Annotated in this window: 19 protein-coding genes; 11 read left to right on the top strand and 8 right to left on the bottom strand. The window is 64.0% G+C overall.

Annotated features, from left to right (window positions below; all coding sequences use genetic code 11):
* Positions 1 to 129 precede the first annotated feature (129 nt).
* Complete coding sequence (locus tag RN347_RS05065) at positions 130 to 810, top strand: hypothetical protein (RefSeq protein WP_263584666.1); 681 nt, start codon at positions 130 to 132, stop codon at positions 808 to 810.
* A gap of 21 nt (positions 811 to 831) precedes the next feature.
* On the opposite strand, the gene RN347_RS05060 is transcribed toward RN347_RS05065, so the two are convergent.
* Entirely contained in the window at positions 832 to 2,331 is a 1,500-nt protein-coding gene (locus RN347_RS05060; RefSeq protein ID WP_311960403.1) for a CoA-acylating methylmalonate-semialdehyde dehydrogenase, read from the bottom strand.
* 283 nt (positions 2,332 to 2,614) lie between these two features.
* On the opposite strand from RN347_RS05060, the gene RN347_RS05055 reads away from it, so the two are divergent.
* Positions 2,615 to 3,769: a putative zinc-binding metallopeptidase gene (locus tag RN347_RS05055; protein ID WP_311960402.1), complete on the top strand. Its 1,155-nt coding sequence runs from the start codon at positions 2,615 to 2,617 to the stop codon at positions 3,767 to 3,769.
* On the opposite strand, the gene RN347_RS05050 is transcribed toward RN347_RS05055, so the two are convergent.
* Positions 3,766 to 4,767 carry an alpha-E domain-containing protein gene (locus RN347_RS05050; RefSeq protein ID WP_311960401.1) on the bottom strand — a complete coding sequence of 334 codons (1,002 nt, stop codon included), beginning with the start codon at positions 4,765 to 4,767 and terminating at the stop codon, positions 3,766 to 3,768. The genes RN347_RS05055 and RN347_RS05050 overlap by 4 nt on opposite strands.
* Positions 4,768 to 4,770: 3 nt before the next feature.
* On the bottom strand, positions 4,771 to 6,255 hold the full coding sequence (locus RN347_RS05045) for a circularly permuted type 2 ATP-grasp protein (RefSeq protein ID WP_311960400.1): 1,485 nt from the start codon (positions 6,253 to 6,255) through the stop codon (positions 4,771 to 4,773).
* Positions 6,256 to 6,513: 258 nt separating this feature from the next.
* On the opposite strand from RN347_RS05045, the gene RN347_RS05040 reads away from it, so the two are divergent.
* From RN347_RS05040 to RN347_RS05030, 3 genes are read left to right on the top strand one after another with little or no spacing between them, the layout of a single operon-like run.
* Complete coding sequence (locus tag RN347_RS05040) at positions 6,514 to 9,867, top strand: transglutaminase family protein (protein WP_311960399.1); 3,354 nt, start codon at positions 6,514 to 6,516, stop codon at positions 9,865 to 9,867.
* Between the two features lie 41 nt (positions 9,868 to 9,908).
* Positions 9,909 to 12,299, top strand: coding sequence for a circularly permuted type 2 ATP-grasp protein (locus tag RN347_RS05035; protein WP_311960398.1), 2,391 nt, complete (start codon positions 9,909 to 9,911; stop codon positions 12,297 to 12,299).
* Positions 12,296 to 13,171, top strand: a complete 876-nt coding sequence (locus RN347_RS05030) for a transglutaminase family protein (protein ID WP_311960397.1) — start codon at positions 12,296 to 12,298, stop codon at positions 13,169 to 13,171. The genes RN347_RS05035 and RN347_RS05030 overlap by 4 nt, the downstream gene beginning before the upstream one ends.
* Positions 13,172 to 13,225: 54 nt before the next feature.
* On the opposite strand, the gene RN347_RS05025 is transcribed toward RN347_RS05030, so the two are convergent.
* The gene (locus RN347_RS05025; protein WP_263584674.1) at positions 13,226 to 13,933 is read right to left on the bottom strand and encodes a DUF3581 domain-containing protein; all 708 of its coding nucleotides are present in this window, start codon (positions 13,931 to 13,933) and stop codon (positions 13,226 to 13,228) included.
* A 104-nt stretch (positions 13,934 to 14,037) separates the two neighbouring features.
* On the opposite strand from RN347_RS05025, the gene RN347_RS05020 reads away from it, so the two are divergent.
* Positions 14,038 to 16,965, top strand: coding sequence for a hypothetical protein (locus RN347_RS05020; protein WP_311960396.1), 2,928 nt, complete (start codon positions 14,038 to 14,040; stop codon positions 16,963 to 16,965).
* 6 nt (positions 16,966 to 16,971) lie between these two features.
* Here RN347_RS05020 and RN347_RS05015 read toward each other — a convergent pair whose 3' ends face one another.
* Complete coding sequence (locus tag RN347_RS05015; RefSeq protein WP_263584676.1) at positions 16,972 to 17,682, bottom strand: trimeric intracellular cation channel family protein; 711 nt, start codon at positions 17,680 to 17,682, stop codon at positions 16,972 to 16,974.
* A 141-nt stretch (positions 17,683 to 17,823) separates the two neighbouring features.
* Between RN347_RS05015 and RN347_RS05010 the strand changes: the two genes are divergently transcribed.
* The 3 genes from RN347_RS05010 to RN347_RS05000 all read left to right on the top strand — a co-directional run bounded on the left by RN347_RS05010 (position 17,824) and on the right by RN347_RS05000 (position 21,408).
* On the top strand, positions 17,824 to 18,315 hold the full coding sequence (locus RN347_RS05010; RefSeq protein ID WP_311960395.1) for an NfeD family protein: 492 nt from the start codon (positions 17,824 to 17,826) through the stop codon (positions 18,313 to 18,315).
* A 2-nt stretch (positions 18,316 to 18,317) separates the two neighbouring features.
* The gene (locus tag RN347_RS05005) at positions 18,318 to 19,379 is read left to right on the top strand and encodes an SPFH domain-containing protein (RefSeq protein ID WP_311960394.1); all 1,062 of its coding nucleotides are present in this window, start codon (positions 18,318 to 18,320) and stop codon (positions 19,377 to 19,379) included.
* Between the two features lie 241 nt (positions 19,380 to 19,620).
* Positions 19,621 to 21,408 carry a GGDEF domain-containing protein gene (locus RN347_RS05000; RefSeq protein WP_311960393.1) on the top strand — a complete coding sequence of 596 codons (1,788 nt, stop codon included), beginning with the start codon at positions 19,621 to 19,623 and terminating at the stop codon, positions 21,406 to 21,408.
* 14 nt (positions 21,409 to 21,422) lie between these two features.
* Here RN347_RS05000 and RN347_RS04995 read toward each other — a convergent pair whose 3' ends face one another.
* Positions 21,423 to 22,727, bottom strand: coding sequence for a DUF2252 family protein (locus tag RN347_RS04995; protein WP_311960392.1), 1,305 nt, complete (start codon positions 22,725 to 22,727; stop codon positions 21,423 to 21,425).
* 411 nt (positions 22,728 to 23,138) lie between these two features.
* Here RN347_RS04995 and RN347_RS04990 point away from each other — a divergent pair, with 411 nt between their 5' ends.
* Complete coding sequence (locus RN347_RS04990) at positions 23,139 to 24,074, top strand: glycine betaine ABC transporter substrate-binding protein (RefSeq protein ID WP_311960391.1); 936 nt, start codon at positions 23,139 to 23,141, stop codon at positions 24,072 to 24,074.
* Between the two features lie 11 nt (positions 24,075 to 24,085).
* On the top strand, positions 24,086 to 24,799 hold the full coding sequence (locus RN347_RS04985; protein ID WP_409365779.1) for a class II aldolase/adducin family protein: 714 nt from the start codon (positions 24,086 to 24,088) through the stop codon (positions 24,797 to 24,799).
* Here the strand turns inward: RN347_RS04985 and RN347_RS04980 are convergent.
* Both RN347_RS04980 and RN347_RS04975 read right to left on the bottom strand, forming a co-directional pair.
* Positions 24,796 to 26,295 (bottom strand): sodium:solute symporter family protein, encoded by a 1,500-nt coding sequence (locus RN347_RS04980; protein WP_311960389.1) that lies wholly within the window; start codon positions 26,293 to 26,295, stop codon positions 24,796 to 24,798. The two genes, RN347_RS04985 and RN347_RS04980, sit on opposite strands and share 4 nt — an antisense overlap.
* The gene (locus RN347_RS04975; protein ID WP_263584684.1) at positions 26,288 to 26,515 is read right to left on the bottom strand and encodes a hypothetical protein; all 228 of its coding nucleotides are present in this window, start codon (positions 26,513 to 26,515) and stop codon (positions 26,288 to 26,290) included. Before RN347_RS04975 ends, RN347_RS04980 begins: the two co-directional genes overlap by 8 nt.
* Between the last annotated feature and the right edge of the window lie 38 nt (positions 26,516 to 26,553).

Raw genomic sequence — 26,553 nt, 5'->3', positions numbered from 1 at the left:
CTGCGGGCGCTAAAGGCTGAATACTTTAGTCTACGTTGAATTGAAGGGTTAACGCGACCGGCAATAATTAATGCCAATCCGGTCAAAAAGCCATACTTTTAGACCAAACGCTCACCGCGAGGAAACGCCATGAATCAGACCGAGGCCAAGGAACATGTACACGGCCGGCTGCACGCCCTGTTTGCCGACCCCTACCGTGCCTTCGACAACGATACGCCCGAACGCGAGCTGCATATCAAGGTCGCGCTCTACGTGCTGCTCGCCAGGCCCATCGCCCGCGGGTTGGTAACGCTTCGAATCGTCCACGGCTGGGAAAACGGCAACGACGACCCGGCAGCGCTCGCCCATATCGACTATCCCCTGGCCTCGCTCGACGATTTTCGCGCGGCGGCGAGCGGCTTTCAGGGAGACCAACCTCCCGCGGCCTCGAACGCCGGCGCCCTGCTGGCCGAGCCGCTGGCCGAGGCGCTGACCCGTGCCCGGCAGCAGGGCGTCACTCTGGAGCCTCACATCGAGCGGGCGCCGGCGCGCTGGACGGCGTTCGAAGGCGGGCTGGCGCTTTATACGCAGTTCAAGATGTACCACCGCCTGGTCTACGGCGAAGACGACAGCTACCGCTGCTCGCTGTGCCAAACGGCGCAGGGCGCGCGTGAGATTCACGAATTTCATCTCGAGGAGGGAGAGTTCGCGCTGCTCGTCCCACCAAAGGATGGGGCGCAGAGCGCTAAAACGCTGCTGGTTCTGCACGAAAGCCAACTCGATCAGATCGAGCGGCTTTTCGAGCTGTGTCTGCCGCTGGCAGACGATTGAGCGTGTCTTGTCCGGTAGACGTCAGCCAAGCGCAATGGTGCTGTTGATACCGCCGGAGACATTTTCCGGCTCGAACCAGCGGGCGGTGACGGTCTTGGTCTGCGTCCAGAACGCGATCGCCTGTTTACCGTTGGGGCCCAGATCGCCGAGTTTCGAGCCCCTGGAGCCGGTGAAGCTAAAGTACGCCACCGGCACCGGAATCGGCACGTTGATGCCGATCTGACCGACGTCGATATCGGTTTCAAAGCGCCGGGCCACCCAGCCGGAGCTGGTGAAGATCGAGGTGCCGTTGCCATTGGGGTTGGCGTTGATGAACGCAATCGCCTCCTCCAGTGTGGCCACGTTGACCACGCACAGCACCGGCCCAAAAATCTCTTCCTGATAGATACGCATCGCTGCGGTCACGTCCGAAAAGAGTGTCGGCCCGACGAAATTGCCTTCCGGGTAACCTTCCACCGCGTAACCGCGCCCGTCGAGTTTGAGCGCGGCGCCTTCTCGCTCGCCCTGCTCGATCAGCCCTTCGACCCGCGCTTTTGCCTGCGGCGATACCAGTGGGCCAAGATCCGCGTCGCGCTGGGTACCGGGGCCGACGCGCATGTTGCGCGCACCCTCGACGAGCTCGTCGAGCCAGGCCTGGGCCTCGCCTACCAGCACCACCACCGAGTTGGCCATGCAGCGCTGGCCCGCCGCGCCGAAGGCAGAGCCCAATAAGCTATTGATCGCCTGACTCTTGTTGGCGTCGGGCATCACCACGCAGTGATTTTTCGCCCCCATCATCGCTTGCATACGCTTGCCCGCCTTCGCCGCGCGCTCGTACAAAAGCCCGCCCACGTGAGACGAGCCGATGAACGACAGCGCCTTGATACCCGGATGATCGGCGATCAAATTGGCCACCTCCGGCCCGCCGTGCACCACGTTGAGTACGCCCGGCGGCACGCCGGCCTCATGGGCGAGCTCGACCAGGCGCATGGTAGAGCTCGGGTCCTGTTCGGACGGCTTCAAAACGAAGGTATTGCCGGTGGCGATCGCCAGCGGAAACATGAAGCACGGCAGCATGATCGGAAAGTTGAACGCGGTAATGCCCGCGCCGACCCCGAGCGGCTGGTGCATGGTGTAGACATCCACGTCATTGGCCGCGTTCTCGGCAAGCTCGCCCAGCTGAAGCGAGGTGATCGAACAGGCGTGCTCGACCACCTCGAGCCCGCGACCAACCTCACCTTCGGCGTCCGGCAGGGTCTTGCCGTGCTCCTCGGTGATCAGCGCGGCAAGCTCACCGGTGTGCTCGCGGATCAGCGCGGCGAGCTTCATCATGATGCGCATGCGCTTGTTCAGCGGCGTTTTACGCCACTCGGGAAAAGCCCGTTGCGCGCTTTCGATGGCGCGCTCGACCTCATCATTAGTGCAAAACGGCACGCGGGCCACGACCTGTTGGGTCGCCGGGTTGACCACGTCGCGCCACTCGCTGCTTTGCGAGGTGACGGCGGCGCCATCGATGTACAGGGGGATATCGCGTAGAGCCACAGCGTCTCTCCTTGGCTTTTATTATTGCTTTATCGAAGGTAAGCGTACCGGCCAAGATATAGCAGCAAGTTGACGTAAACGTCAATCGGCCTTGAGCGTCCGGGTGGGGCCAACTCCACGCCGTAGCGGCTTTACGCGGGCCGGACTATGCTGCGAGGTACTGCTTTGCGAGGCACTAATTGCGAAGTACGCCGTACGCTTTGCAAGCAGTACTCTGCGCTGTGTAAAAGGACGTCATCCTGGCGCTGGGAAAAGGGTCAAAGGTCGTTACCAGGAGGTACTCATGCAGACCTTTAGCTGTGGCTGTGGTAATCCGCTGTTTTTCGAAAATACGCGCTGTGTGGCCTGCGAATCCGAGGTGGGCTGGTGCCCGTCGTGCCGCGCCATCGTGGCGCTCGACCCGCTCGAGCAGGGCGGCTATCAGTGCACGACCGCCGGCTGCGACGCGCACCTGACCAAGTGCCACAACTACGCCGTCGAGAACGTATGTAATCGCATGGTGGTGACGGCCACGGTAGAGGATGCGCCGATGGATCAGGCATCCGACAACGGCTTCACGAGCCACACTTCAAGCGCCGACACCACCGGTATCGACGTACTCGGCAGCGACCCGCTGTGTGACTGCTGCCGCCACAACGACATGATTCCGGATCTGAGCGTCGAGGGCAGCCGCGAGCGCTGGGCCGCGCTGGAAGCGGCCAAACGGCGGCTTTTCTACACGCTGGATCTATTGAAGCTGCCTCACGGCGCCACACCCCAGGAGAGCCACGTGCCGCTGCGCTTTTCGTTCATGGCCGACGCCCTGCCCGACCAGGGGCTCTGGCGCTCGGTGGCGGGCCAGCAGAAGGTGTACACCGGCCATGCCAACGGGCTGATCACCATCAACGTCAAAGAGGCGGACGCGGTCGAGCGCGAGCGCCTGCGGGTGGACATGAACGAATCCCACCGCACGCTGATCGGCCATTTCCGCCACGAAGTGGGCCACTACTACTGGGATCTACTGGTCAAGGATCAGGACGAGCAGGCGTGCAAGGCGGTCTTTGGCGATCACGACAACCCGACCTACAGTGAAGCGTTGGAGCAGTACTACCAGCAGGGTGCGCCGCAAGACTGGGCCGAGCGCCATATTTCCGCCTACTCCACCATGCATGCCTGGGAGGATTTCGCCGAAAGCTTCGCCTACTACCTGGATATGGTGTCGGTACTCGATACGGCGCTGTACATCGGCCTCTCCCGCGCCGAGTACGACGGTACGCTGGACAGCATGCTGCTGGCCTATCACCAGGTGGGCCAGGCCGTGAACGAACTCAATCGAGACATGGGGCTTTTGGACCTGGCCCCGGCGGTTCTCGCCCCGCCGGTGCGTGAAAAGCTCGACTACCTGCACACGCTGATTGCGCGCGCAGGCACCAAGGAGAGCGCGCCGCTTGACGACTAGTCGTTATCCTGTTCCCCGCTGAAGCTGCTCTGCAACTGGCTTTGCGTGACGCGGGGAACGTCTTCGCTGTTGACGAAGTAGGTGGTGCTGAGCGTGTCGTGGATTTTGGCGAAGCCCACCTGCAGCTCGTCGACGAACGCGTGCAGCTTGCTCGGTGAATGGGCGAGCGCCTGGATGTCGGCGTCGACCACGTCCGCGCGCACCAGCGATACCGTCGCCACCACCCGGTCCTGGCGCGGCAGCCACTGAAGCTCGTGGGCCAGGATCTCCAGGCTGCAGGCGATCGCTCGCGGCAAATGGCTATCCTGAAGCAGAAAGCGCAGCACGTCCGGGCCACGCACGCGCAGGCGTACCTGCTGGCGATACATCTGATAGGCGGTCAGGGATTTGAGCACGCTCATCCACTGCAGGTTTTCGAAGGGCAGAAGCTCCTCCGGGTTTTGCGGCAGCAGGCTCGCCGAACGCACGTCGAGAATTCGCGTCGTCATGTCGGCGCGCTCGAGCTGGCGGCCCAGCTGGATGAAGGTGCGCGCCGGGCCGTAGCTCAGCGTGCCTTCGATCAGCCCGGTCAGGGTCTGACAGCTGCGAATCACGTTTTTCAAAAAGGTATCACGCCGGCGCGGGCTGACGCCGTTTTCGGCGTGATCCGCCACGCTCAGATACAGATGATTCACCTCTTCCCAGATCTCGCGCGGCACCACGTCGCGGGTGGTGCGCAGATTCTCGCGGGCGCTGGCAAGCGCGGCAAGAATGGAGCTTGGGTTTTCGGTATCGGCGCAGAGAAAATGCACCACCGCCTGCTCGTCGAAGTGATCGAAACGCGCGCGGTACTGCTCGAGCGTGCCGGTCATTTCGATCAATGGCGCCCAGCCCAGCGGCAGGTTGCGCGGCAAGTCGAGCATCAGGTGGCTGTTGACGCTCAAAAGCCTCGCGGTATCCTCGGCGCGCTCGATGTAGCGCGCCATCCAGTAAAGATTTTCAGCGACCCGTGACAGCATGGCTCAGTCCCCCTTTTGATCGGCGTGGGCCGGGTCGAGCTCGTCGACCTCGACGATCCAGGTGTCCTTGCTCCCCCCGCCCTGGGAAGAGTTGACCACGAGCGACCCTTCCACCAGCGCGACCCGCGTTAGCCCCCCGGTGGTCACGTGGATGTCCGGGCCGGAAAGAATGAAGGGGCGCAGGTCGACGTGGCGCGGCTGCGGAAGCCCGCCGGCAAGCGTCGGCGTGGTGGACAGTGCAAGCGTTGGCTGCGCCATGTAGTTGCGCGGATTGGCGCGAATCAGCTCGGCGAACTCCTCGCGCGTCTCTTTGGTCGAGCGCGGGCCGATCAGCATGCCGTAGCCGCCGGACTCGTTGGCCGGCTTGACCACCAGCTCGTCCAGATGCTCGAGCACGTAGTCACGGTCCTTGTCGAACATGCACAGATAGCTCGGTACGTTGGGCAGCAGCGGCTCCTCGTTCAGGTAATAACGAATAAGCTCCGGCACGAAGGCGTAGACCACCTTGTCGTCGGCGACGCCGGCGCCCGGGGCGTTGGCCAGCGCCACGTTACCCGCCCGCCAGGCACGCATCAGCCCGGCCACGCCGAGCGTCGATTCCGGGTTGAAGACCTCCGGGTCGAGGAACTCGTCATCGACTCGACGATAGATCACATCCACCCGGCGACGTCCTTCCACCGTGCGCATGTAGACCACGTCCTTGTCGTCGACCAGCAAGTCGCTGCCCTGAACCAGCTCCACGCCCATCTGCTGGGCGAGGTAGGCGTGCTCGAAGTAGGCGGAGTTGTAGATACCCGGGGTGAGTACGACCACCTGCGGGTCGTCGCCGGGGCGCGGCGACATCGCCGCCAGCATGTCGTAGAGCTGGGCAACGTAGTCATCCACCGGCAAAATCTTGTTCGAGGCGAAAAGTTCCGGCAGCACGCGCTTGGTGACGTTGCGGTTTTCGAGCATGTAGGAGACGCCAGAAGGAATACGCAGGTTATCCTCCAGCACGTAGAGCGTGCCGTCGCCCCCACGCACCAGGTCCGAGCCGCAGATATGGGCCCACACCTTATGGGGCGGGTTGATGCCCACACACTGCGGGCGAAAATTGACCGACTGCGCCAGCACCTCCGCCGGCAGCACCTTGTCCTTGACCACCTTCTGGTCGTGGTAGAGATCGTCGATGAACAGATTCAACGCCTGCACGCGCTGCTTGAGCCCGGCCTCGGTCTTGCGCCATTCACTGGCCGAAATGATGCGCGGCACGATATCGAAGGGCCAGGCGCGGTCGATCATCGCGCCTTCGGAATACACCGTGAAGGTAATACCCATGGTACGAATGGCGATTTCGGCGGCGGTCTTGCGCTCGGCGAGTTCATCGGCGCTGAAGCGGGCGAGCATGTTGCAAAGCTCGAGCGCCGAGGCGCGGGGTTGGCCCGGGGCGGCGATGAGCTCGTCGAAAAAGTCTCGACAGGGGTAATGATTCCAGTTCACTTGGCTCATGGGCGCTCTCCTGGCGCAGCGAAGGACCACGGGTCCGATAGCTTCAGTTTAGATCCTTCTTTTTTAATCGCACTCTATCGGGTAACGCTCTGTAAACGTTATTCAACTCTAGACAACGTATGAAACATTCAACGCAAATAGTGCTGCAAAAAAAACGACCCAGGGCGATACTTCACTTCATTCAGCGATGATCCGCCGCGGTGCCGGTGTCAGGGCCTGGGCGACTCCATCGAACTTCGCTTCAACCAAGGGTGGCCCATGACCATTCGCGTTGCCTTGCACCACCGTACCACCTACCGCTTCGATCGCGCGGTGGCGCTTTCACCCCACGTGATTCGCCTGCGTCCGGCACCGCACTGTCGTACCCACATCGAGGCGTATTCGCTGGACATCTCCGGCGACGATCACTTCGTCAACTGGCAGCAGGACCCCTTCGGCAACTTCAACGCGCGGGTCGTGTTTCCCACACCACGGCGCGAACTCACCATCGCCGTCGAACTCATCGCCCCCATGACGGTGATCAACCCCTTCGACTTCTTTTTGGACGACATCGCGCAAACCGCGCCTTTCGTCTACCCGGATGGGCTCAAGGGCGAGCTTGGCCCCTACCTCGAGGTAGAAGCGCCGGGGCCAAAACTTGCCCAATGGCTGAGCGAAGTGGATAAAACGCCGATCACCACGGTGGATTTTCTGGTCGCGATCAACCAGCGCTTGCAGCGCGACATCAGCTACCTGGTGCGTATGGAGCCTGGAGTGCAAAGCTGTGAAGAGACGCTGACGCTGGGCAGCGGTTCGTGTCGCGACAGCGCCTGGCTTCTGGTGCAGATCTTTCGCCATCTGGGCCTGGCGGCGCGTTTCGTTTCGGGCTACTTGATCCAGCTGGTGCCGGACGTCAAGGCGCTGGATGACGGGCCCAGCGGCACCGAGGTGGATTTTACCGACCTGCACGCCTGGACCGAGGTCTTTCTGCCCGGTGCGGGCTGGGTCGGACTCGACCCGACCTCGGGCCTGTTCGCCGGCGAAGGTCACATACCGCTGGCGGCCACGCCCACCACCGGAAGCGCAGCGGCGATCACCGGGTTCTCGGAGAAGTGTGAGGTCAGCTTCGACGTCGAGATGCGCGTCGAACGCATTCACGAAGACGCCCGGGTCACCAAGCCCTACAGCGATGCCCAGTGGGCGAACATCGTCGCCCTCGGCGACCAGGTAGACGCCGAGCTGCAAAAACAGGACGTTCGCCTGACCATGGGCGGCGAGCCCACCTTCGTCTCGATCGACGACATGGAGAGTCCGCAGTGGAATATTGATGCGCTGGGCGCTCACAAGCGCGAGCGCGCCGAGGCGCTTTTGACCCGGCTGCAGGCCGCCTACAGCGATGGCGGTGTGGTTCAGCAGCAGCAGGGCAAATGGTACCCGGGCGAGCCACTGCCGCGCTGGGCGCTGGCCTGCTACTGGCGCAAGGACGGCAAGCCCCTGTGGCGCGACCCGAAATGGCTCGCCTGCATGGCGGATGCCCCAAGCGTTCACGCCAACGAGATGCTGGCAAAAAGCTTCACCCACGCGCTGGCCGAGCGGCTGGGCCTCGAGCCACGCTTCTGGATTCCGGCCTTTGAAGACGCCTACTACTACCTGTGGAAAGAGCAGACGTTGCCGGTCAACATCGACCCGCGCGAGGCGAACCTGAAAGACGACGCCGAGCGGCGTCGGCTGGCCCGGCTTCTGGAGCGAGGCCTCGGCGCGGTGGTGGGCTACGCCCTGCCCCTTCGCCACTCGGTGAGCCAAAGCCACCGCTGGGAAACCGGGCGCTGGCCGATCAAGCGCGATCACCTTTATCTCACTCCAGGTGATTCGCCCATGGGCCTGCGCCTGCCGCTGTCGGCGCTGCCCTGGGCGGACCCGGACGACCAACCCAAGGCCCAGTCGGTGTTCGCCCCGCGCGCCGAGATCGGCGACATTCACGGCGAAGTGGCGCGGCGTCACGCCGAGCAACACCGCTTTAGCAGCGCCGAGCGTTTCGGCCAGAGCACCCACACAAGCTCGAGCCACCCGGAAGGCGAGTCGGTGCAGCAGCAGCCCAGCGCCGAGGAGGACCGCGGCAAGGGCGTGGTGCACACAAGCCTCTGTGTCGAGCCCCGCGACGGGCGCCTGCATATCTTTTTGCCGCCGCTGACGCACCTGGAGCACTACCTGGATCTGCTTGGCAGTATCGAGGAGTGCGCCAAAGAGCTTGGCTGCCCGGTGATGATCGAAGGCTACGCCCCACCCCGTGACCCGCGGCTGGAGAGTTTCATGATCACCCCGGACCCGGGTGTGATCGAAGTCAACATCATGCCCGCCGCCAGCTGGCAAACCCTGGTGGCGCAAACCGAGCGGCTTTATGAAGAGGCGCGCCTGTCGCGGCTCGGCACCGAAAAATTCATGCTCGACGGCCGCCATACTGGCACCGGCGGCGGCAACCACGTCACCCTGGGCGGCATTACCCCGGACGACTCGCCGTTTCTTCGCCGCCCTGACCTGCTGGCGAGTCTCGTCACCTACTGGCAGCACCACCCGAGTCTTTCGTACCTGTTCTCCGGGCTCTTCATCGGCCCCACCAGCCAGGCCCCGCGGGTGGACGAGGCGCGCCACGAGGCGCTTTACGAGCTCGAGATCGCCCTTTCTCAAATGCCGGTCGGCGAAGTGGTCCAGCCCTGGCTGGTCGACCGACTGCTGCGCCACCTGCTGACCGACTTGACCGGCAACACGCACCGCGCCGAATTCTGCATCGACAAGCTCTACTCGCCAGACAGCGACAGCGGGCGGCTGGGGCTTTTGGAGCTTCGAGGCTTCGAGATGCCGCCCCATGCGCGCATGGGGTTGATGCAGATGCTTCTGATCCGCGCGCTGGTCGCTCGTCACTGGAAGGCGCCCTACCGCGCCCGGCCGGTGCGCTGGGGCAGCGCGCTTCAAGACCGCTGGATGCTGCCTCACTACCTGTGGGAAGACTTGAGCGACGTGCTGGGCGATCTGCGCCATCACGGCTTCCACTTCGAACTCGACTGGTTCGAGCCGTTTCGGGCGTTTCGCTTTCCCGTCCACGGCCGGCTCACGACGTCGACGCTCGACATCGAGCTACGTCAGGCGATCGAGCCCTGGCACGTGCTCGGCGAAGAGGCCACCGCCGGCGGCACTGCGCGCTACGTCGACTCCTCCGTCGAGCGTCTGGAGGTCAAGGTCAGCGGCATGAGCGATGAGCGCTATATCGTCACCTGCAACGGGCGTCGCGTGCCGCTCAAGGCCACCGGGCGCAGTGGTGAAGCGGTGGCCGGGGTGCGCTACCGTGCCTGGCAGCCACCGTCGGCGCTGCACCCGCACATTCCGATTCACGCGCCGCTGGTGTTCGATGTGATCGACACCTGGAACGAGCGCAGCGTGGCAGGCTGCACCTATCATGTGGTTCACCCTACCGGGCGCAACTTCGAACACTTTCCGGTCAACGCCTTCGAGGCCGAGGCGCGCCGGTTGGGGCGCTTCATTCCTGGCGGCCATACCCACGGCTTCCAGATGCCCGACGCGGAGTTGCCAAGCCACGAACTGCCGCTGACGCTGGATTTACGCCGTAGGCCCAGCTAACGGGTTATCATCCACCCTCACTCGCCGTTTTGGAACACTGTATGACCGCCTCTGTGACGCCCTTGCCCACCGCTATCGGGCTGGTCGAGGGATATATTGAACAGCTAGGCAAGGGAATGCCCGCACCGTTCGACGCCATGGTCGACCGCCACGGCCAGCTACGCCCGGGCTGGCCGGCACTGCTTTCGTGCCTGGACGCACTGGGCGCGCCCGGCCGCTTTCGCCAGCAGGAGGATTTGAAGGGTCTACTGGCTGAAAACGGCGTGATTTTCAACATGCACGACGAGCACCAGGGTCGCTCCTGGCGGCTCGACCCGCTGCCCTGGGTGATCCAGCCCGGCCAGTGGCAGACCCTGGAAGCGGGGCTTGTGCAGCGAAGCCGGCTGTTCAACGCCATCTATCACGACCTTTACGGCCCGCGTACGCTGTTCGATGCGGGGCTTTTGCCCACTCAGGCGCTGCTCGCCTCGACGGATTTTCTGCTGCCGGCCCACGGCGCCCACCCGGCCGATCGCGCGCCGATCAACTATCACGGGGTCGACGTCATTCTTGACCGTGACGGCCGCTGGCGAGTGGTAGGCGACCGGCTCCAGGCGCCGTCGGGCACCGGATTCGCGCTCGAAAACCGCATCCTGATGGCCCGCGCTTTGCCGCAGATGTACCGTAACGCGCCGCTCAAGCGCCTGGCGAGCTTTCTCGACGCCCATCACCGTACCCTCACCGTGCTGGCCTACCAGCATCGCGACAACCCGACCGTGGTGCTTTTAAGCCCGGGGCCACAAAGCCCGCGCTACTTCGAACACGCTTATCTTGCCAACTATCTCAACATCGCGCTGGTCCAGGGGCAGGATCTGGTGGTGCGAGAAAGCCAGCTCTGGCTTCGAACCCTTGGCGGGCTCAAGCCTGTCGACGTGGTGCTGCGCCACTGCCGGGATGCCGAGTGCGACCCGCTGGAGCTCAACGGCGACTCGGCGATCGGTGTGCCCGGGCTTTTGCAGGCCGCGCGCACCCAAGGGGTAGCGCTCTCCAACGCTTTGGGCGTCGGGGTGCTGGAAAGCGAGGCGCTGACGAGCTATCTGCCCGCGCTTTGCGAGCACCTGCTGGGTGAGCCGCTCAAGCTCACCGCCGCGACCGCCGACACCGCCTCTGCCACCATGCCGGTGTTCGATGAAACCCTCTCCACGCTGAGCCCGGCCACTTTCAACCTGCGCTGCTTCGTGGCGCGCACGCCCAAAAGCGTGACAGCGCCAAAGGCCACCGACGAGGATTACCAGGTACTGCCCGGCGGGCTTGGCTGGCTCGGCGAGCCGGGCTCGCCGTCGCTTCAAAGCCCGGTGGTCAAGGATGTATGGGTCACCGCCGACAGCGCCCAGCCCCACGTTAGTCAGCTCAAGCAGGCGCGCGGCCCGGTCGTGGTCACTCGCGACAGCGAAGACTTGCCCAGCCGCGTAGCGGAGTGCCTCTACTGGCTGGGGCGCTACGGCGAGCGCCTCGATAGCCGCGCCCGGCTCTTGCGCGAGGCGCTGATGCGGCTCATGGAGTACGACCAGGACGATATCGCCGACCAGGTGCTGGACGAGCTTTTGCTGGCGCTCGATCTGTGTGATCCCAAACGCGCCGACGCCGCACCGCCTCAAGGCTTTGGGCCGAAGCGGGCGGCGCTTCTGACCCAGTTCGACGGGCGCGACCCGCGCGCGCTGCAGCCGCTTTTTTCGCAGCTTTTACACAACGCGCGCAGCGTGCGTGACCACCTGGGCGACGACTCCTGGCGGGTCGTTCACCAGCTTCGTCAGCAGTTCGACGCCTTCGATCCAAACATCGATACCAGCGCCGCGCGGCGCGCCTGTGAAGGGGTATTCGCCCAACTCGCCGGCTTTTTCGGGCTGTGCAACGAGACCATGCCGCACCATTTTGGCTGGCGGTTCATGGATATCGGCCGCTTTCTGGATCGGGCGCTGGGGCTTTTGACGCTGTTGAAGCTGACCCTCAATGCCCGCCCGGAGCGGCGTTCGGCGCTATGGGAGGTCGTGCTGGCCACCACCGACAACTTCACCGCCTACCGACGGCGCTACCGAAGCGAGCTTCACCCGGCGGCGATCATCGACCTGCTACTGTTCGACGAAACCAACCCGCGCTCGGTGGGCTACATGCTCAAGCGCCTGCACAAGCAGGTCGAGCGGCTGCCCGGCAGCGCCACGCCTTACCGCAACGCCGAGCGTAGGCTCTTGATTCAGGCCAACGCCGCGCTGCATCTGGCGGATATCGACCGGCTCAGCCACGTCAACGACACCCCGGAAGCTCAGCAGGCGCTCGTCCAGCTGCTCGATGAGCTGCTCGCACCGCTTAACGCGCTGTCCGATGCGATCAGCCACAGCCACTTCAGTCACGTCGAGCGCGCGCGGCTGCTGGTCAGCGTAGAGGTCGCACCGTGAAATACACCCTTCGCCACACCACGCGCTACCACTACGGCGCGCCGGTCACGCTTTGCCATAGCGAGGCGCGGGTGCTGCCGCGCAAGGCGCAGTATCAGCAGTGCGGCGCCTCGACGCTCACCATTACGCCAACGCCGCACTATCAGGCCGAGCGGCGCGACGTGTTCGGCAACCGGGTACTCTATTTTGCGCTGGAAGAGCCGCACCGCACGCTCGACGTGACCGTCACCACACCGATCAACACCTGGGGGATGAGCCCGCTGCCGGCCTCATCGAGCGGCTGGGAGCAGGTCGCGACGCTGCTGGACGCCGACTCGCGCTTCGAGACCCAGCTCTACCGCATGGACTCGCCCTTCGTGCGCAAAAGCGATGCGCTCGCCGCCTTCGCCAAACAGTGCTTCACGCCTAATCGGCCGATCATCGAGGCGGCCCAGGCGCTGACCGCCCACGTGCACGCCCATTTCGAGTACGACCCGAGCTTCACCACGCTCGCCACGCCGCTTTCCGAAGTGTTGGCCAGCCGGCGCGGGGTTTGTCAGGATTTCGCCCATCTGATGATCGGCGCGCTGCGCTCGATCGGCCTTTCGGCACGCTACGTCAGCGGCTATCTGGAAACCGAGCCGCCGCCGGGCAAGCCGCGACTGGTGGGCGCCGACGCCTCGCATGCCTGGCTTGCGCTGTGGGTCCCGGAGTGGGGGTGGCTGTCGTTGGACCCGACCAACGGAACGCTGGCCGGCGAGCGCCACCCGGTGCTCGCCTGGGGGCGCGACTATTTCGATGTAGCGCCGCTCAAGGGGGTCATGAACGGTGGTGGAGGGCACCACCTGGAGGTCGAGGTCGACGTGATCCCCTTCAAGCGCAGCGCCGGCTAGAGCGGTCGCGGCGAGGATTCCATCGCCGGGCGGCCAGCGCCGCCTGGCGATATTTCAGGCGGCTTCGTAGGCGGCTTTCAGCCGGTAAAACTCGTCGACGATCGCGGACATCTGATGGTCATCGTAGTCACAAAGCCCACTGACCACGAGCTTTTTGGACCCGACGCCCACCGATTCGCCGGCGGATTCGATAGCGAACTCCAAAAGCGCCTCGGCACGTTTGCCCTGAACGCTCAAGGAAGAGTCGGTCAGCGCCAGATTCGGCGTGAAGCCATCCAGGCGCGTCAGCGAAAAGCCCATACTGTCGTAGATGACCAGCGGACGCTTGGGGTTGAACATCACCCCGTGCTCTTCCATGAGCGGTTTCAGGTAGTGCGGAAAGTTCTTGCCCGAAAAGGCCACATAGCAGCGCGCGAAGTTCTCGATCACGTCCGGCTCGAATGTCGTTTCCCCCGAGCGCGTCACGTGCAGGTAGCACTTGCCGCTTTCATCGCACACGTGGAGCTTGCCGTCGTCTCCTTCGCTGAACTTGAGCGGCGTGTCCGCCGCGACCATATTGGTAAAGCGAAATTCCATGTGGCGCGAAAGCCCGAATTTGGCCAGCACCAGGGTGAACAAAAGATCCCCTGGCACGCAAAAACGCCTCGCGTCCGGATTATGGATGGGGTTGTAGTCACCGGCGACGCCCTTGGCGAAACGGCTTGCCTGCTCCGCGGAGATCACCACGAGATCTCCGCGCTGCGTGTAAAAATCCTTGAACATGGCTTTGCTGCCTGCCTAGCGTTGAAGTCGAAAACCCATATCAGTCCCTTGTCGCGCATAATGCCATAAAACATGCGCCAAAAGGAGCCATTATCAAAAGCCGTATGTTGCCCAAAACCACCCTGTTACCCAGATGGCTACTGCTGGCACTGAGTATAGTCCTGATCCTGGCCATCATACTTTCGATGGCGTGGTGGCTGGTCAATTCCCTGCTTCTCAACAGCCAGTGGATGGCCAATCGGCTATCGAAAATCGACGGCGTCGAGGTGCGCTGGGAGCGCGCTCACAGCCAGCATCCCGGCCGTTGGGAAGTGGACCAACTGACCCTGACCCGTCAGGACACGGCGCTCCCGGTCAGTATCAGCGTCGAACGCGCCACGCTCTCACTCTCACTTCCCGCGCTGCTACGCGGAACGCTGCATATCCAGGCGCTCGAGGCCGACGGCATTCGCCGCTTTCGCGTAGGCGATATCGCCCTGAACGCCGAGGGCAATCTTCGCCTCGAAGACGCCACGTTCAGCGGCGATACGCTCAGCGCCGCCCGTCTCATGCTAGCAGTCGAGCAGGGCCGACTGGTGCGCGCAAGCGATGGCGCGATACTCGCCCGCGACATCGCCCTCGACGCCCAGGGCACGCTCGCGCCGCTGCTCACCCGTCAGCCGAGCGACGTCTCGCTCACACCTGCGCTTTTAGAGGCGCTCAGCGCGAGAGTCGACGCCTCGGCCCGGGCGGATGCCTGGGACGTTTTCATGCCCTACCTCGACGCCCTCCCCTGGCTGAGCCTTGCCGGCCGCGGCGCGTTGGAGGTGGCTTTGGCCATGGAGAAAGGTACGCTGTCGGAGGCAAGTGAGGTGACGCTGCGCGCCCCACAGCTCGAACTGGGGGTGGATACGGCAGCGCTTTCGAGCGCACCGCAGCCTGTTGGGCTTTCGCGGCACACCGCGACGGGCAGTGGGCAGGTGCGCCTGCACGTCAGTGACGATGTGCTGCACTTTGCCGCCGCGCTCGAGGACGTCGTGCTGGCCGACGCCACCCCCTACGCCGAGCAGGCCGTGCTTTCAATGTCCGCCTCGATCCCCAACCAGCGCCTGGACCGGCTGGAGCCCCCCAGCGGCGCCGAGCTCGAGCTTGACGGCCGCGTCACGCGCCTGGACATGCTCGACCGCTACCTTCGCCCCTCGACGCCGGGGGCCCTTGCGCTGAGTGGCCAGGGGAGGCTGGGCCTGCGCGTAAGCGTTCGCCAAAGCGAGCTCTATAGAGGCCGGCTCGATATCCAGGCCCAGAATCTCGGCGCGGCCTACGACGATTTCACCGCCCAGGGCGACGGTACGCTAAGCGCCGAGCGCGAACCCGGCGCGCCGCTCGACGCCCATCTCGCCCTAAAAGATGCCTCGCTGACCCACCAAAATCGCACGCTGCTGGCCGATGGCGACATCACTCTGGACCTGGAAAGCCCGATCGAGCAACCGAGCATCGAGAACGTCACCGCTCGGCTTGGCTGGCAAAACGCCACGCTTCCCAGCATCGTCGCCCTCACGCCCTACCTGAACGCGGCGCTTCCCTCCCCCGGTGCGCTTGAGCTCGTCAGCGGTCGGGCCAGAAGCCAGGGGCAGCTTTCGCTGGACGCGGGTCAACTGGACGGCGAAATGACGCTTTCCGGCGAGCGCTGGGTCACCCGCTTGCAAAGCGAGCGCCAACCCCAAACGCTTGAAAGCGACGCCCGGCTTACGCTCAACGTTCGGCGTGCCACGCTCGACGGCTCGGCGTTTGATCTCGGCGGCTCATCGCTTCGCTGGCAGGTCGCCAGTCGTGAGGCTCGGGCCGAGCGCCTGGAGAGCGTACTGGTGCTCAGACAGGGGCGCTTTCGCCGCCAGAACGGCGTGCTCGGCGGCGAGCTGTCGCTGGAAGGCGAGGTCCAGCGGCTCGGCTTTTTGAACACCTTTTTGCCCGAGGGCCCGGGGCTTTCCGTGGCAGGAAGCGGCGAGCTGTTCCTGGACGCCGTTTTTACCGGGAGCGAGCTTTTACCGCCGACCCGGCTGCGGGTGAACGCCAACGACCTGGAGGCCCGCTTTCTGGATTTCGCCGCGAGCGGCCGGGGGGAGCTTCACGGCGAGCTTTCAAGCCGCGACGACGCCTCGCTGACGCTCTCGATCCCGCGTTTTGCGCTGACCCGCGCAGGCGACGACCGCCCGGCGCTCGCCGGGCGTCATTTGGCGCTGACCACGCAGACAGCGCGCTTTCGCCAGGCGCGCGAGGCGCCCTCCCCCGAGTATTTCACCACCCGCGTCGAGCTTCCGGTGATCGAGGTGGCGGACATCACCCGCTACAACGACTACCTTCCGGACACCGACGGCGTCACGCTGTTGGGCGGCCAGGCAAGTCTAGAAAGCGAATGGCGTCTGGAAGGCTACCAGGTGGAAGGCGAGACCACGCTGCGCGCCTTTCAAACGGAGCTTTCGCTTTTGGAGCAGCGCCTGCGCGGTGATATCGAGCTGCACCTGGCGCTGACCGAAGGCGACTGGCAGACCCGCCGCTTTCGCGCCGATGACTCCTGGATCCAGCTGGAAAACGTGTTTCGCTTGAGCGGCGAGGGCCGGCAGGACGCCGGCTGGTGGGTGCGTCTGGAGCTAATCGATGCCGCCCTGACCATGGACGAGCCCGTCGAGCTTACGAGCACGCTGCGCCTTGGCATGCGCGACACCGGCCTGCTGGCGCGGCTGTTTTTGGCCCGTGCCCGGGACAACGACTGGCTGGGGCGACTGTTGAACGTTCACGGCATCGAAGGCAGCGCCGAGCTCTCCATGAGCGGTGAGCGCATCGCGCTCAATGACCTGACGCTCTCTGGCGGGTCACTTTGGCTGTTGTCGGATGTCACGCTCGAAAAGCAACGCGTCAACGGCGCGCTCTACGCACGCCTGGGGGTGCTGGGGCTCGGGGTCGAGCTCGTCGACGGTGAGCCGAGCCTGCGCCTTTTGCAGCCCAAACGCTGGTTCGACCGCTGGCGCCAGGCACAGCGCTACCCGCGCCCGTAAGCGGCGCTAGCGCCGGCGCTGACGGCGAATCATACGCACCCGCTCTTTCGCCTTTTTTGGCGTAGAGAGCGCGCTGTCGCCTTGCTCGACTTTAGGCGCCACCTTCACCCAGGCGAACTGCGGCAGCGCCAGGCGCCAGCGAATTGCGGCCAAACGCAGCCCGAGCGTTGCGCCCAGCGAGATGGCGATGGTCGCGTAGAGCGGCGCGCCCAGAGTGTAGAGCCCGGCGTAGACGATGCCGCCGGCCATTGCCGCGGTGGCGTAGATCTCCTCGCGCAGCACCATCGGTACGCGCCTTGCGAGCACGTCGCGCAGCATGCCGCCGGCCACGCCGGTCATGATCCCCATTACCACCGCCACCACGGCGGAGGTGCCCAGCAGCAGCGCCTTGTGCGTGCCGATCACCACGAATAGCGCAAGCCCGAAGGCATCGGCCACGGGCAAAAACCGGCGCGACAGCCGGTGAATGTAGTGAAACCCTAAAAGTGCCACGCCCACCGTGGCCAGAATCACCCACAGATAGGTGGGGTCGCTGACCCAAAACACCGGGCGAATGCCGAGCACCAGATCGCGCAGCGTGCCGCCACCGATGCCGGTAACCGCAGCGAGTACCAGCATGCCGAATGGGTCCATCCGCGAGCGACACGCCAGCACCACGCCGGACAGCGCAAAGACGATCACCCCGGTCATATCCAGCCAGTACACCACTCCCGACACACGACTCCCCTTTCATTCGATGCATTCGAACGGCGCGCGCGCCCCTTATTGCGGTAAGCTAGCATCAATTCGCGTGATTACATATGGATGGCCGCCGTCGACGCTTGCGTCATGCTGCGGCGTCTTCAGGAGGAACGCCCCATGGAATGGAACCCTGCCTACACCTGGCTCGTGCTGGCGCTGCTTTTGAGCCTGGCCGAGCTGACCTCCGGCGCCATGCTGCTGCTGGCGCTGGGCGTAGCCGCCGCGCTCACGGCGCTGGTCACCGCGCTGGGGCTTGATCTTACGTGGCAGCTGGTGTACATGGGCGTTTTCTCCGGCGTGTTGGTGCCGGTCGGCATTAGGTACATTCGCCCGCGCTTTTCACCCCGCGGGGTGGCCTATGGCACCACCGGCACCGGCGTGGAGAAAGGCAACCGTTACACCACCATCACGCGCGATTTCGACGGCGCCACCGGTATCAAGGTCAATGGCGACTTCTACCGCCTGCGCGTGCTCGAAAGCAACGACACCGAGCTTCCCGAAGGCAGCGTCGTGCTGTTCGAACGCTTCGAAGGAACGACCGCCCTGGTCACGCGCGATATCGATGCGCCCCCTGCTCCCGTAGAACCCACCGAGTACAAGGAACCCTGAACATGGATCTACCCATTAGCCCCGGTCTGATCATTAGCCTGATCGTCGTCGTTATCGGTATCACGATCATCGCCAAGGGGCTGGTGATCGTGCGCCAGTCCGAGGTCATGGTGGTCGAGCGCCTCGGCTCGTTCCACCGGGTGCTGGAAAGCGGCATCAACGTGATCATCCCCTTCATCGAGCAGCCCCGCGCTATCACCATGCTGCGCTATCGTAAGCTCGGCGACGAGTACCAGGCGATCACCACCGACGAGATCCGCATCGACCGCCGCGAAACGGTCATGGACTTCCCCGGCCAGCCAGTGGTCACCACCGACAACGTCACGGTGCGCATCAACGGCGCGCTCTACTTCCAGATCATCGACCCCAAACGCGCGGTGTACGAAGTGGAGAACATGAGCCAGGCTGTCGAGGTACTGGCCAAGACCACGCTGCGCTCGGTGGTGGGCAAGATGGAGCTCGACAAGCTGTTCGAGTCTCGTGCCGAGGTGAACAACGAAATCCAGGCGGCGATGGAGGAGCCCGCCTCCAAGTGGGGCGTGAAGATCTCCAGGGTCGAGGTGCAGGACATCGCCATGCCCGAAGAGGTGGAGTCCGCCATGCGATTGCAGATGGCCGCCGAGCGTAAGCGCCGCGCCACGGTGACCGAGGCCGAGGGCGAGAAGTCCGCGGCGATCGCCATGGCCCAGGGCCAGCGCGAGTCCGCGATTCTCAACGCTCAGGGCGACAAGGAGTCGGCGATTCTGCGCGCCCAGGGCGAGCAGGAATCGATCAAGCTGGTGCTCAACGCCCTCGGTGAAAGCGAAGATGATAAGCGCACCGTGGTTGGCTATCTGCTGGGCCAGAGCTACATCAAGGTGCTGCCCAACATGGCCAAGGACGGTGAGCGGGTGTTCGTGCCTTATGAGTCCTCAGCGCTTCTGGGCTCGATGGGCATGTTCCGTGAAATGGCGGGCTCCCCGGAAGACACCGTGGCAAGTCATCTGCGCCAAAGCGATGCCGGTCGCGGCACGCGCCCCAACGCCTTTCAAAGCGGCGTGGTAGGCGGTGCCGCAGGCCAGTAAGCGCCTTTCACTCGCCTCATTTTTCAAACGCCGAGCCGCCGTGCTCGGCGTTTGACGTTGAACGCCTCCCCAAGCCCGATTTAACGCTTTTGTAGCGTCAAGTAGGGTATATTGGCCTCACCGTTTCATTTACTTTTTTTATGTACATTTTCATGTACGTCTTCATGTACTCCTGACGTGGCGCTCAAGGATGGCGAGCCGGCCAAACGCCGGCGTGCTGCGTATCGGTCAAGAGACTCAGATGCGTTCGTTTGCTTTTTTTGCACGCTGCGGCTGGCTTGTGCTCTTACTGCTTGCCTTGCCACAAGTGGCCCAGGCGGCCAGCCCGCCTGCCCCACTCACCCAGTGGGAGTACCGTTACGGCGAGGCGCCCATTGCGCAAAACGGCGTCACCGGTACAGAGAACGACCCTGCGGCTTGGCTGCCGGTCGCCTCGCCCTCCAACCCGCCGGGGCGAGGTGGCCAGCGCTATCTCTGGCTTCGCACGACGCTGCCTCAGGGCGAGTGGCACGACCCGGTGCTCTATATCACCAGCATCAATCTGGTCGGGCGGGTCTATCTCGATGGCGAATTGATCTACCAGCACGGCGCGCTCGACGCCGAAGGGCGCGGCCGCTTCGCCGGCTGGCCCTGGCACGTAATCACGCTGCCTCCTGAAAGCGCTGGCACCACGCTCGTCTTCGCGCTCTACTCCGATTACACCAGCATCGGCCTTTGGGGGCAGGTACAGGTGATGGAGCGCTTCGACGTTTTCCAGCAGGTGCTTCAGGGCTCCGCCCAGGCGCTCGCGGTCAGCGCGCTGCTGCTCGTACTGGCGATTCTGTCCACCCTTTTCATGCTGGTCGGACCGCAGCGCCGCGGCTTTGGTGCCCTTGCGCTGTTCGCCTACGCCGCCGGGCTCATGCTCGTCGCCGAGGCGCCGGCGCGCCAGCTCTTTTTCACCAACGCTTTGGTCTGGGATACGCTGCGCGCCGCCAGCTATTTCACCCTGCCGATTGCGCTGGGCCTTTTGCTCGGCCACTGGCTCGAAGGCCGCACGCGGCATCTCATGGCGTGGGTCTGGCAGCTGCATCTGCTCTACCTGGCCATCTCCATGGCCGCGGTGGCGCTTGGGCTGGTAGCGCTACCGCTGACGTTTCCGCTGTTCGACGCGCTTTTGCTCGTGACACTGCCCCTGATGCTGGCGCTTGCGTACTGGCGCTTTTCGACGCTCGCTCTCGAGCAGCGCCTGTTGATCGTGAGCATTACGCTGTTTGCGTTCTTGTTGGTGCTCGACATGCTGGTCGCTCACGGCTTTATCGGCTGGCGCCTCGTGCCGCTAAGCAGTGGCCTGCTCGCGTTTACGCTCGCTAACGCGGCGATCTTTCTGTGGCACTACCGGCGCACCCAGCGTCAGCTCGCCCGCGCCAACGAAACCCTGGAACAAGAGGTGACCCGGCGCACCGAAGAGCTCGACCGGCTCGTGTCACGATTTCGCGGGCTCTCCTACCAGGACCCGCTCACCACGCTCTACAACCGCCGCCATTTCGATTCGCTGTTCGAACGTGAGTGCCAGCACGCAAAAGCGCTGGACCGGCCACTGACGCTATTGATGATCGACGTCGATCACTTCAAGTCGATCAACGATCGTTTTGGCCACGCCATCGGCGACATGGTGCTCACCGAAATCGCCCGCCACCTCGAGGCGCAGCTGTCCGGTATCGCCACCGTTTGTCGCTTCGGCGGTGAAGAGTTCGTCGCGGTGATGACCGATCTGCCCGCGCGCGAGGGCCAAAGCTACGCTCAGGCGCTGGTGACGTCCATGGCGGCGCGCACGATCAACCGCCACGGACAGCCACCGATTCGGGTCACGCTTTCCTGCGGCGTGGCCAACTACCCGGAAGATGCGGTGGCCCCCTCGGCGCTGCTCCAGCTCGCCGACCAGGCGCTTTACGAAGCCAAGCACCGCGGGCGCAACCGCTTCGTGCGCGCGGGCGCTTATCAAGACGTTGACGTCTCGGCCCAGCCTCATTCCGGCCGGCCAGGGTAGTGCCCTGGCCGGCCCTAGCTTGCGCCGCCCATGAAGTGCTCGGTGAACAGGCGGTAGTCCTGTTCGACGCAGTCGGCGTAGCGCGTTGCAAACGCAGCCACGCTTTCGCAAAACGCCTCTTCACGGCCGTCGATGCGCCGACACACCGCCTCGACAAAGCGCGCGGGCTCCCGGTGGAGCGCCGCCGCTGCCTGCACGTGGTGCTCGGCAAGCAGCCCGCCCCACTGATGTGCCAGCCGCCGGTACGTCTTGGCGCTTTTGAGCTTGTGGGTAGGCAGGCGCTTCTCGAACCCCGCCACCCGGCGCACCGCGAAGACCCGGTCGTTGAGCGTCAGCCAGCCAAGATAAGGGTCGGTGTGGGGCGCCAATGCGTGAAACGCCGCGGCGTGACGAAGTGCTTCGTTGGGAAAGAGCTTGCGCCAGCCCTGCTGGTCAGCGCGGCTCAACAGATGAAATGCCGGCGGCGGCGTCTGCTCGACGACCTCGATGATCACGTCATCGTGCTCACCCCGGGCGCCGCCTTCCAACAGCGCGTAGTAGTGCTCCACTCCCAGCGTGTTGAGCCGGCGCGCCGTGTCCTTGACGCGAAAGTGGCCCTCGTCGCCCTCCTTGACCGGTTTGGGCAGGGTTTGCGGGTAGTCGTTTTCGATCAGCCGTTTGAGCCGGCTTGCCACATCCACTGGCAGGTTGGCGAGCTTGTTCGGCTGCGGGACGAACCGTCGCCCCTGCTGCTCGGTGAGTTCGGTCCACTTGTCCAGCGCGCGGCCGGGGTGCTGCTTGTCCGCCACCTTGCCCAAAAACGCCTTGAGCGGGCCCTTGGTGTTGTGGAGCTCGCTGCCTTTTGCCGACTGGCCTTCTCGAAGCGCGTCAAGCCGCTCTCGATAGCCCTGAGCCAGCGCCCACAGCGCGCGGTCGAGCGCTTTTGACGAAAGCTCGCCGTGCTCGCGGATGTTCAGCACAAGGCTTGCGGCCAGGCGCCACAGATCGAGCTGATAGTCGCCGATCAGCGCGCGATCCACGCCGGTCAAACCATAGCGAATTGGCTGGCCCGCATGCCCCACTGCTGCAAAGGAGTGAAGTCTGGCGTCGCCGTGCAGCCAGGTCTGCGTCTCTGGCCAGCCGCCAAACAGCGCGAGGCGCCACTCGGGCCAGACATCCTGCCAGTAAAGATGATTCGTGGCGTCGAAAAAGCGCCGCGGCGACGCCGCCATGCGCGCAAATCTCGCCTGGCGCTGCGCCGCGGGTAGCGACTCGCTGGCTACGTGAAGTGCTTCGATAACCTGTTGAGGGCGGTTACGCCCGACCAGCCGATGGCTCATTGCGCGGCTCTCCTGAAGGGATGCAAGCCCCTCAGTCTGACCGCGCTTCGTTAAGGGTTTAAGACAGTGCAAGCCTGGCAATGACACGAGCTGGAGGCCCAGCCCCCTTGGCTCATGATCTGAAAAAATCCATTAAAACCAGAATAATCAGCTAAATAGGCTACAGTTATAAAGAAAGTCAACATTATCGAGGAGTCTTTTCAACGATTTTCACTATTGGCGTTTGGACGCCCCTTCCGGTTCGCAAGCCCCTATTCGTGCCTCGTGTCGGTGATATCGAACGTAATGGCCGCCCCTGCGGATAATGAAAATATCCGTCAGCGATGAGGCCGCGACCGGCTACGCACCCACGCCGCCGCCCACGCCGAAGGTCGTGCTTTCGCGGATTCACTGCTTTTAAAGGATGCTGATATGCAAAGAGTTCTACTGACCACGTTTGCCCTTATCACCACGCTGCCACTCGCCGTACAGGCGGCTCAGGACGAGAGTCGTGAACTTCGCCTGATCACTCCGCCCTGGCCCGGCGTGACGGTCAAAAGTGAAATCCTTTCTCAACTGATCGAACCGCTGGGCTACCGCGCCACGACTCAAGAACTGAGCTCGACGGTGGGGTACAGCACGCTCCAGCAAGGCGACAGCGATGCCTTCCTGGCCGGCTGGCTCCCTGCTCAACAGGAGAGCTACGACGCCGCGATGGCCTCCGGCACGATCGTGGATCTGGGCAACAACGTCGAAGGCGCGCGTATGGGCTTTGCAGTGCCCGGCTACGTCGCCGATGAAGGCATCACCAGCGCCGAGCAGCTGGCCGACCCGGAAGTCGCGGCGCGCTTCGAGCAGCGGATCTACAGCATCGAAAGCGGCTCGACGGTCACCGAGATGATGGAGAGCGCCATCGATCAGGATACCTACGGGCTGGCCGGCTGGTCGATCCTCTCCTCCTCCACGCCAGGCATGCTCAGCGAAGTCGCCTCGGCCAACAGCGATGGCCGTTGGATTCTGTTTTACGGCTGGACGCCCCACTGGATGGTGCCGGCGTACGACGTTCGCATTCTCGACGACCCCAACGGCGTCTTCGGCGATCGCAACGGCGACAACGACGTCAAAACCATCGTCGCCAAGGACTATGTCGATGCCAACCCCAACATGACGCGCCTGCTCGATCAGTTCGCCTTCACCGCCGAGGAGCAGAGCGCCTTCATTAGCGCCTACAGCCAACAAGAGCGCGAGCTGGAGGATGTCGCTCGCCAGTGGCTGGCGGATCACCCGGAGCGGGTGACCACCTTCCTCGAAGGCGTCACGACGTTCGATGGAGAAGACGCCCAAACCATCCTGGAGAGCAGCCAGTGAGCGCGAACACCATGAACGAACAGACCATTCGCGAAGATCTCGCCGCGGCGTACCAGCTCGTTGCGCTGGAGGGCATGGACGACGGTATTGAGACACATATCTCGGCGCGCCTGCCAAACGATCGCTTTCTTCTCAACGCCTACGGGCTGCGCTTCGACGAAATACGCGCCGACAACCTGGTGATCCTCGACGCCGGCGGTGAAGTGCTGGACGACCCGACCGGCCTGGGCATCAATCCAGCGGGCTTCACGATCCACAGCGCCCTGCACGAGGCTCGCCCGGAGGTACACTGCGTGCTGCATACCCATACGGTGGCCGGCGTAGCGCTATCGTGTCTCGAGGAGGGTCTTTTACCGCTCAACCAGTGGGCGCTACAGTTCTTCGATCGGCTGAGCTACCACGATTTCGAAGGTATCGCCCTGGATCTCGAAGAGCGCGAGCGGCTGGCCCGCGATCTGGGCCAGAACTCGGCGATGATCCTGCGCCAACACGGTCTGCTGACCTGTGGGCAAAGCGTTGGCGAGGCCTTTTTGCGCATGCGCGACCTGGAGCGCAGCTGCCGTGCGCAGCTGGCCGCCCAGGGCACCGGCCAGGCCTTGATCACGGCCTCCCGGGAGATGGGCGAGCACGTCGCCCAGCAGTACGAGGTCTGGGCGGCAGGCGAGGCGGGCACCGGCCGCGCCTGGCAGGCCGAGCGCCGCCGACTGAAAAGCCGCGAAGGCTAACGCAGCACCTGCCCGGCGTTTTGGCGTCGGGCAAACCCACGCGGCGCCGAAATACGGAAAAATCGCTCGACCACGCTGGCTTCGACGGCGGGCGTGGCAAGCGACACGGCGACGAACACCGGCAGGTTGATCAAAAGCCCCCAGAAGCCGGCGTGAATGCCGAGCGGATGCGACCACACCGTGGTGAACGCCACGGTCACCGCGAACCCCGAAAGAATCCCCGCCATGACGCCGAGCTTTGAGGCGCGCGGCCAGAAGAACATGCCGATGAACGCCGGCAATACCTGAGAGGCAAACCCCAGCCCCACCAGCAGAATCATCACCAGGCTCCCCGGCTCGGCGATCGCCAGCGGCGCGATGATCAGCGCCATCACCGGCAGCAGCAGCCAACGCGCGAGTTTGGCCGTGAACGCATCCGAGAGCTTGAACAACGGCTGCAGCACGTCCTTGGTCGCGGAGAGCGCCACCGAGTGAATGAACGGCTCGCTCGAGGACATCGAAGCCGCCAGCGTACCGGCGCCTAAAAGGCCCACCAGCACCACCGGCAGGTTCGCCATGGCGTACTCCAGCACCACGGTATCGGCGCGCTCGAGCTCCGGCAGCGAGTAGATACCGATGAACCCGACCACCACCACAGGCAGGATCACCACGTAGTAGGTCGGAAGCCAGGTCGCGCTACGGCGAATGGTGCGCGCCGAGGAGGCACACATCCACTGCGTCCACACCGGCGGCATGAACGAAAACATCGACACGATGATCGAGGTGGTCCAGAAGCTGAAGCTCATGTCACCCTTGGCGCCGGGCAGCGTCAGAAACTCGGCGTGGTCTTGCTGGATGCGCGTGAACACCGCGGACATGTCGAGCCCGCCGGTGGCACTTTGCACCGCCCAAAGCCCCACCGCCCAGGCGACCACCAGCATCAACGCGCCCTGAAAGGCGTTGGTGCGCCCGATCGCCCGCTGGCCGCTGATATAGAGATATACCGCGATACAGGAAAGCACGATGATTACCCCAAGCCATACGGGGATGGCGCCACCGCTCATCACGAACAGAATATAGGCCGACCCCACGGTCTGAAGCACCGCGTAGGCGATCGACCCCACCGCCATCACCAGCGATGCCAGCGCGCCGAGTGCCGGGCTCTGGTAGCGATCCGCAATCGCGCTTGCCTGAGTGACGTGGCCAAACTGCGCGCCGAACTGCCACACCTTGGGCCCGAAATACCAGGCCACTAGCGCCAGATAAGCCAGATACACCGCCACGTAAAACACCGCCACGCCCTTGGAGTAGGCCCAGCCCGGCGCGCCCATGAAGGTGTAAGCACTCACACTGCCCGCGGCGATCAGCAGATACAGCGTGACCGGCCCCATGCTTCGCCCGGCCACGCCCCACTGCTCCAGTGTATCCATACGGTGCCCGGCACGAGCCTTGAGCCCAATGATCATGGCAATGGCCACGTACCCTAACGTTATGATGAGCGGCCAGGAACTATTCATGCCCATCCCTCTCGACGAGTCGGTTGCCGACGAGCATCACGCCCACGCAGGAAAAGATGACCACATAGCTCCAGACGATCATCAGCGGCAGACCGAACACCAGTGCTGCCTGGTTGATAAAGCCGATGACCGGCCAGGTGCCGGCCAGCACCAGCACGATAAATGCAGCAAGAAGGCCCCACCCCGCGCGTGAGGTGGGTAATACGAAAAGACGACGCATGGCAATTCTCTTGGGATTGTTGGGAGACAGGTCATTTT

The sequence above is a fragment of the Halomonas sp. PAMB 3264 genome (assembly GCF_031954245.1).
GTDB lineage: Bacteria > Pseudomonadota > Gammaproteobacteria > Pseudomonadales > Halomonadaceae > Vreelandella.
This window is presented reverse-complemented; position numbering and strand designations above follow the sequence as displayed.

Excerpts from the sequence above, each read along its gene's own strand:
- RN347_RS04990 (WP_311960391.1), top strand. The coding sequence starts at position 23,139 with ATGCAAAGAGTTCTACTGACCACGTTTGCCCTTATCACCACGCTGCCA.
- RN347_RS05025 (WP_263584674.1), bottom strand. The coding sequence starts at position 13,933 with ATGTTCAAGGATTTTTACACGCAGCGCGGAGATCTCGTGGTGATCTCC.
- RN347_RS05000 (WP_311960393.1), top strand. The coding sequence starts at position 19,621 with ATGCGTTCGTTTGCTTTTTTTGCACGCTGCGGCTGGCTTGTGCTCTTA.
- RN347_RS05010 (WP_311960395.1), top strand. The coding sequence starts at position 17,824 with ATGGAATGGAACCCTGCCTACACCTGGCTCGTGCTGGCGCTGCTTTTG.
- RN347_RS05020 (WP_311960396.1), top strand. The coding sequence starts at position 14,038 with ATGTTGCCCAAAACCACCCTGTTACCCAGATGGCTACTGCTGGCACTG.
- RN347_RS05050 (WP_311960401.1), bottom strand. The coding sequence starts at position 4,767 with ATGCTGTCACGGGTCGCTGAAAATCTTTACTGGATGGCGCGCTACATC.
- RN347_RS05055 (WP_311960402.1), top strand. The coding sequence starts at position 2,615 with ATGCAGACCTTTAGCTGTGGCTGTGGTAATCCGCTGTTTTTCGAAAAT.
- RN347_RS05005 (WP_311960394.1), top strand. The coding sequence starts at position 18,318 with ATGGATCTACCCATTAGCCCCGGTCTGATCATTAGCCTGATCGTCGTC.
- RN347_RS05065 (WP_263584666.1), top strand. The coding sequence starts at position 130 with ATGAATCAGACCGAGGCCAAGGAACATGTACACGGCCGGCTGCACGCC.
- RN347_RS04980 (WP_311960389.1), bottom strand. The coding sequence starts at position 26,295 with ATGAATAGTTCCTGGCCGCTCATCATAACGTTAGGGTACGTGGCCATT.
- RN347_RS04975 (WP_263584684.1), bottom strand. The coding sequence starts at position 26,515 with ATGCGTCGTCTTTTCGTATTACCCACCTCACGCGCGGGGTGGGGCCTT.
- RN347_RS04985 (WP_409365779.1), top strand. The coding sequence starts at position 24,086 with ATGAACGAACAGACCATTCGCGAAGATCTCGCCGCGGCGTACCAGCTC.
- RN347_RS05040 (WP_311960399.1), top strand. The coding sequence starts at position 6,514 with ATGACCATTCGCGTTGCCTTGCACCACCGTACCACCTACCGCTTCGAT.
- RN347_RS05035 (WP_311960398.1), top strand. The coding sequence starts at position 9,909 with ATGACCGCCTCTGTGACGCCCTTGCCCACCGCTATCGGGCTGGTCGAG.
- RN347_RS05045 (WP_311960400.1), bottom strand. The coding sequence starts at position 6,255 with ATGAGCCAAGTGAACTGGAATCATTACCCCTGTCGAGACTTTTTCGAC.
- RN347_RS04995 (WP_311960392.1), bottom strand. The coding sequence starts at position 22,727 with ATGAGCCATCGGCTGGTCGGGCGTAACCGCCCTCAACAGGTTATCGAA.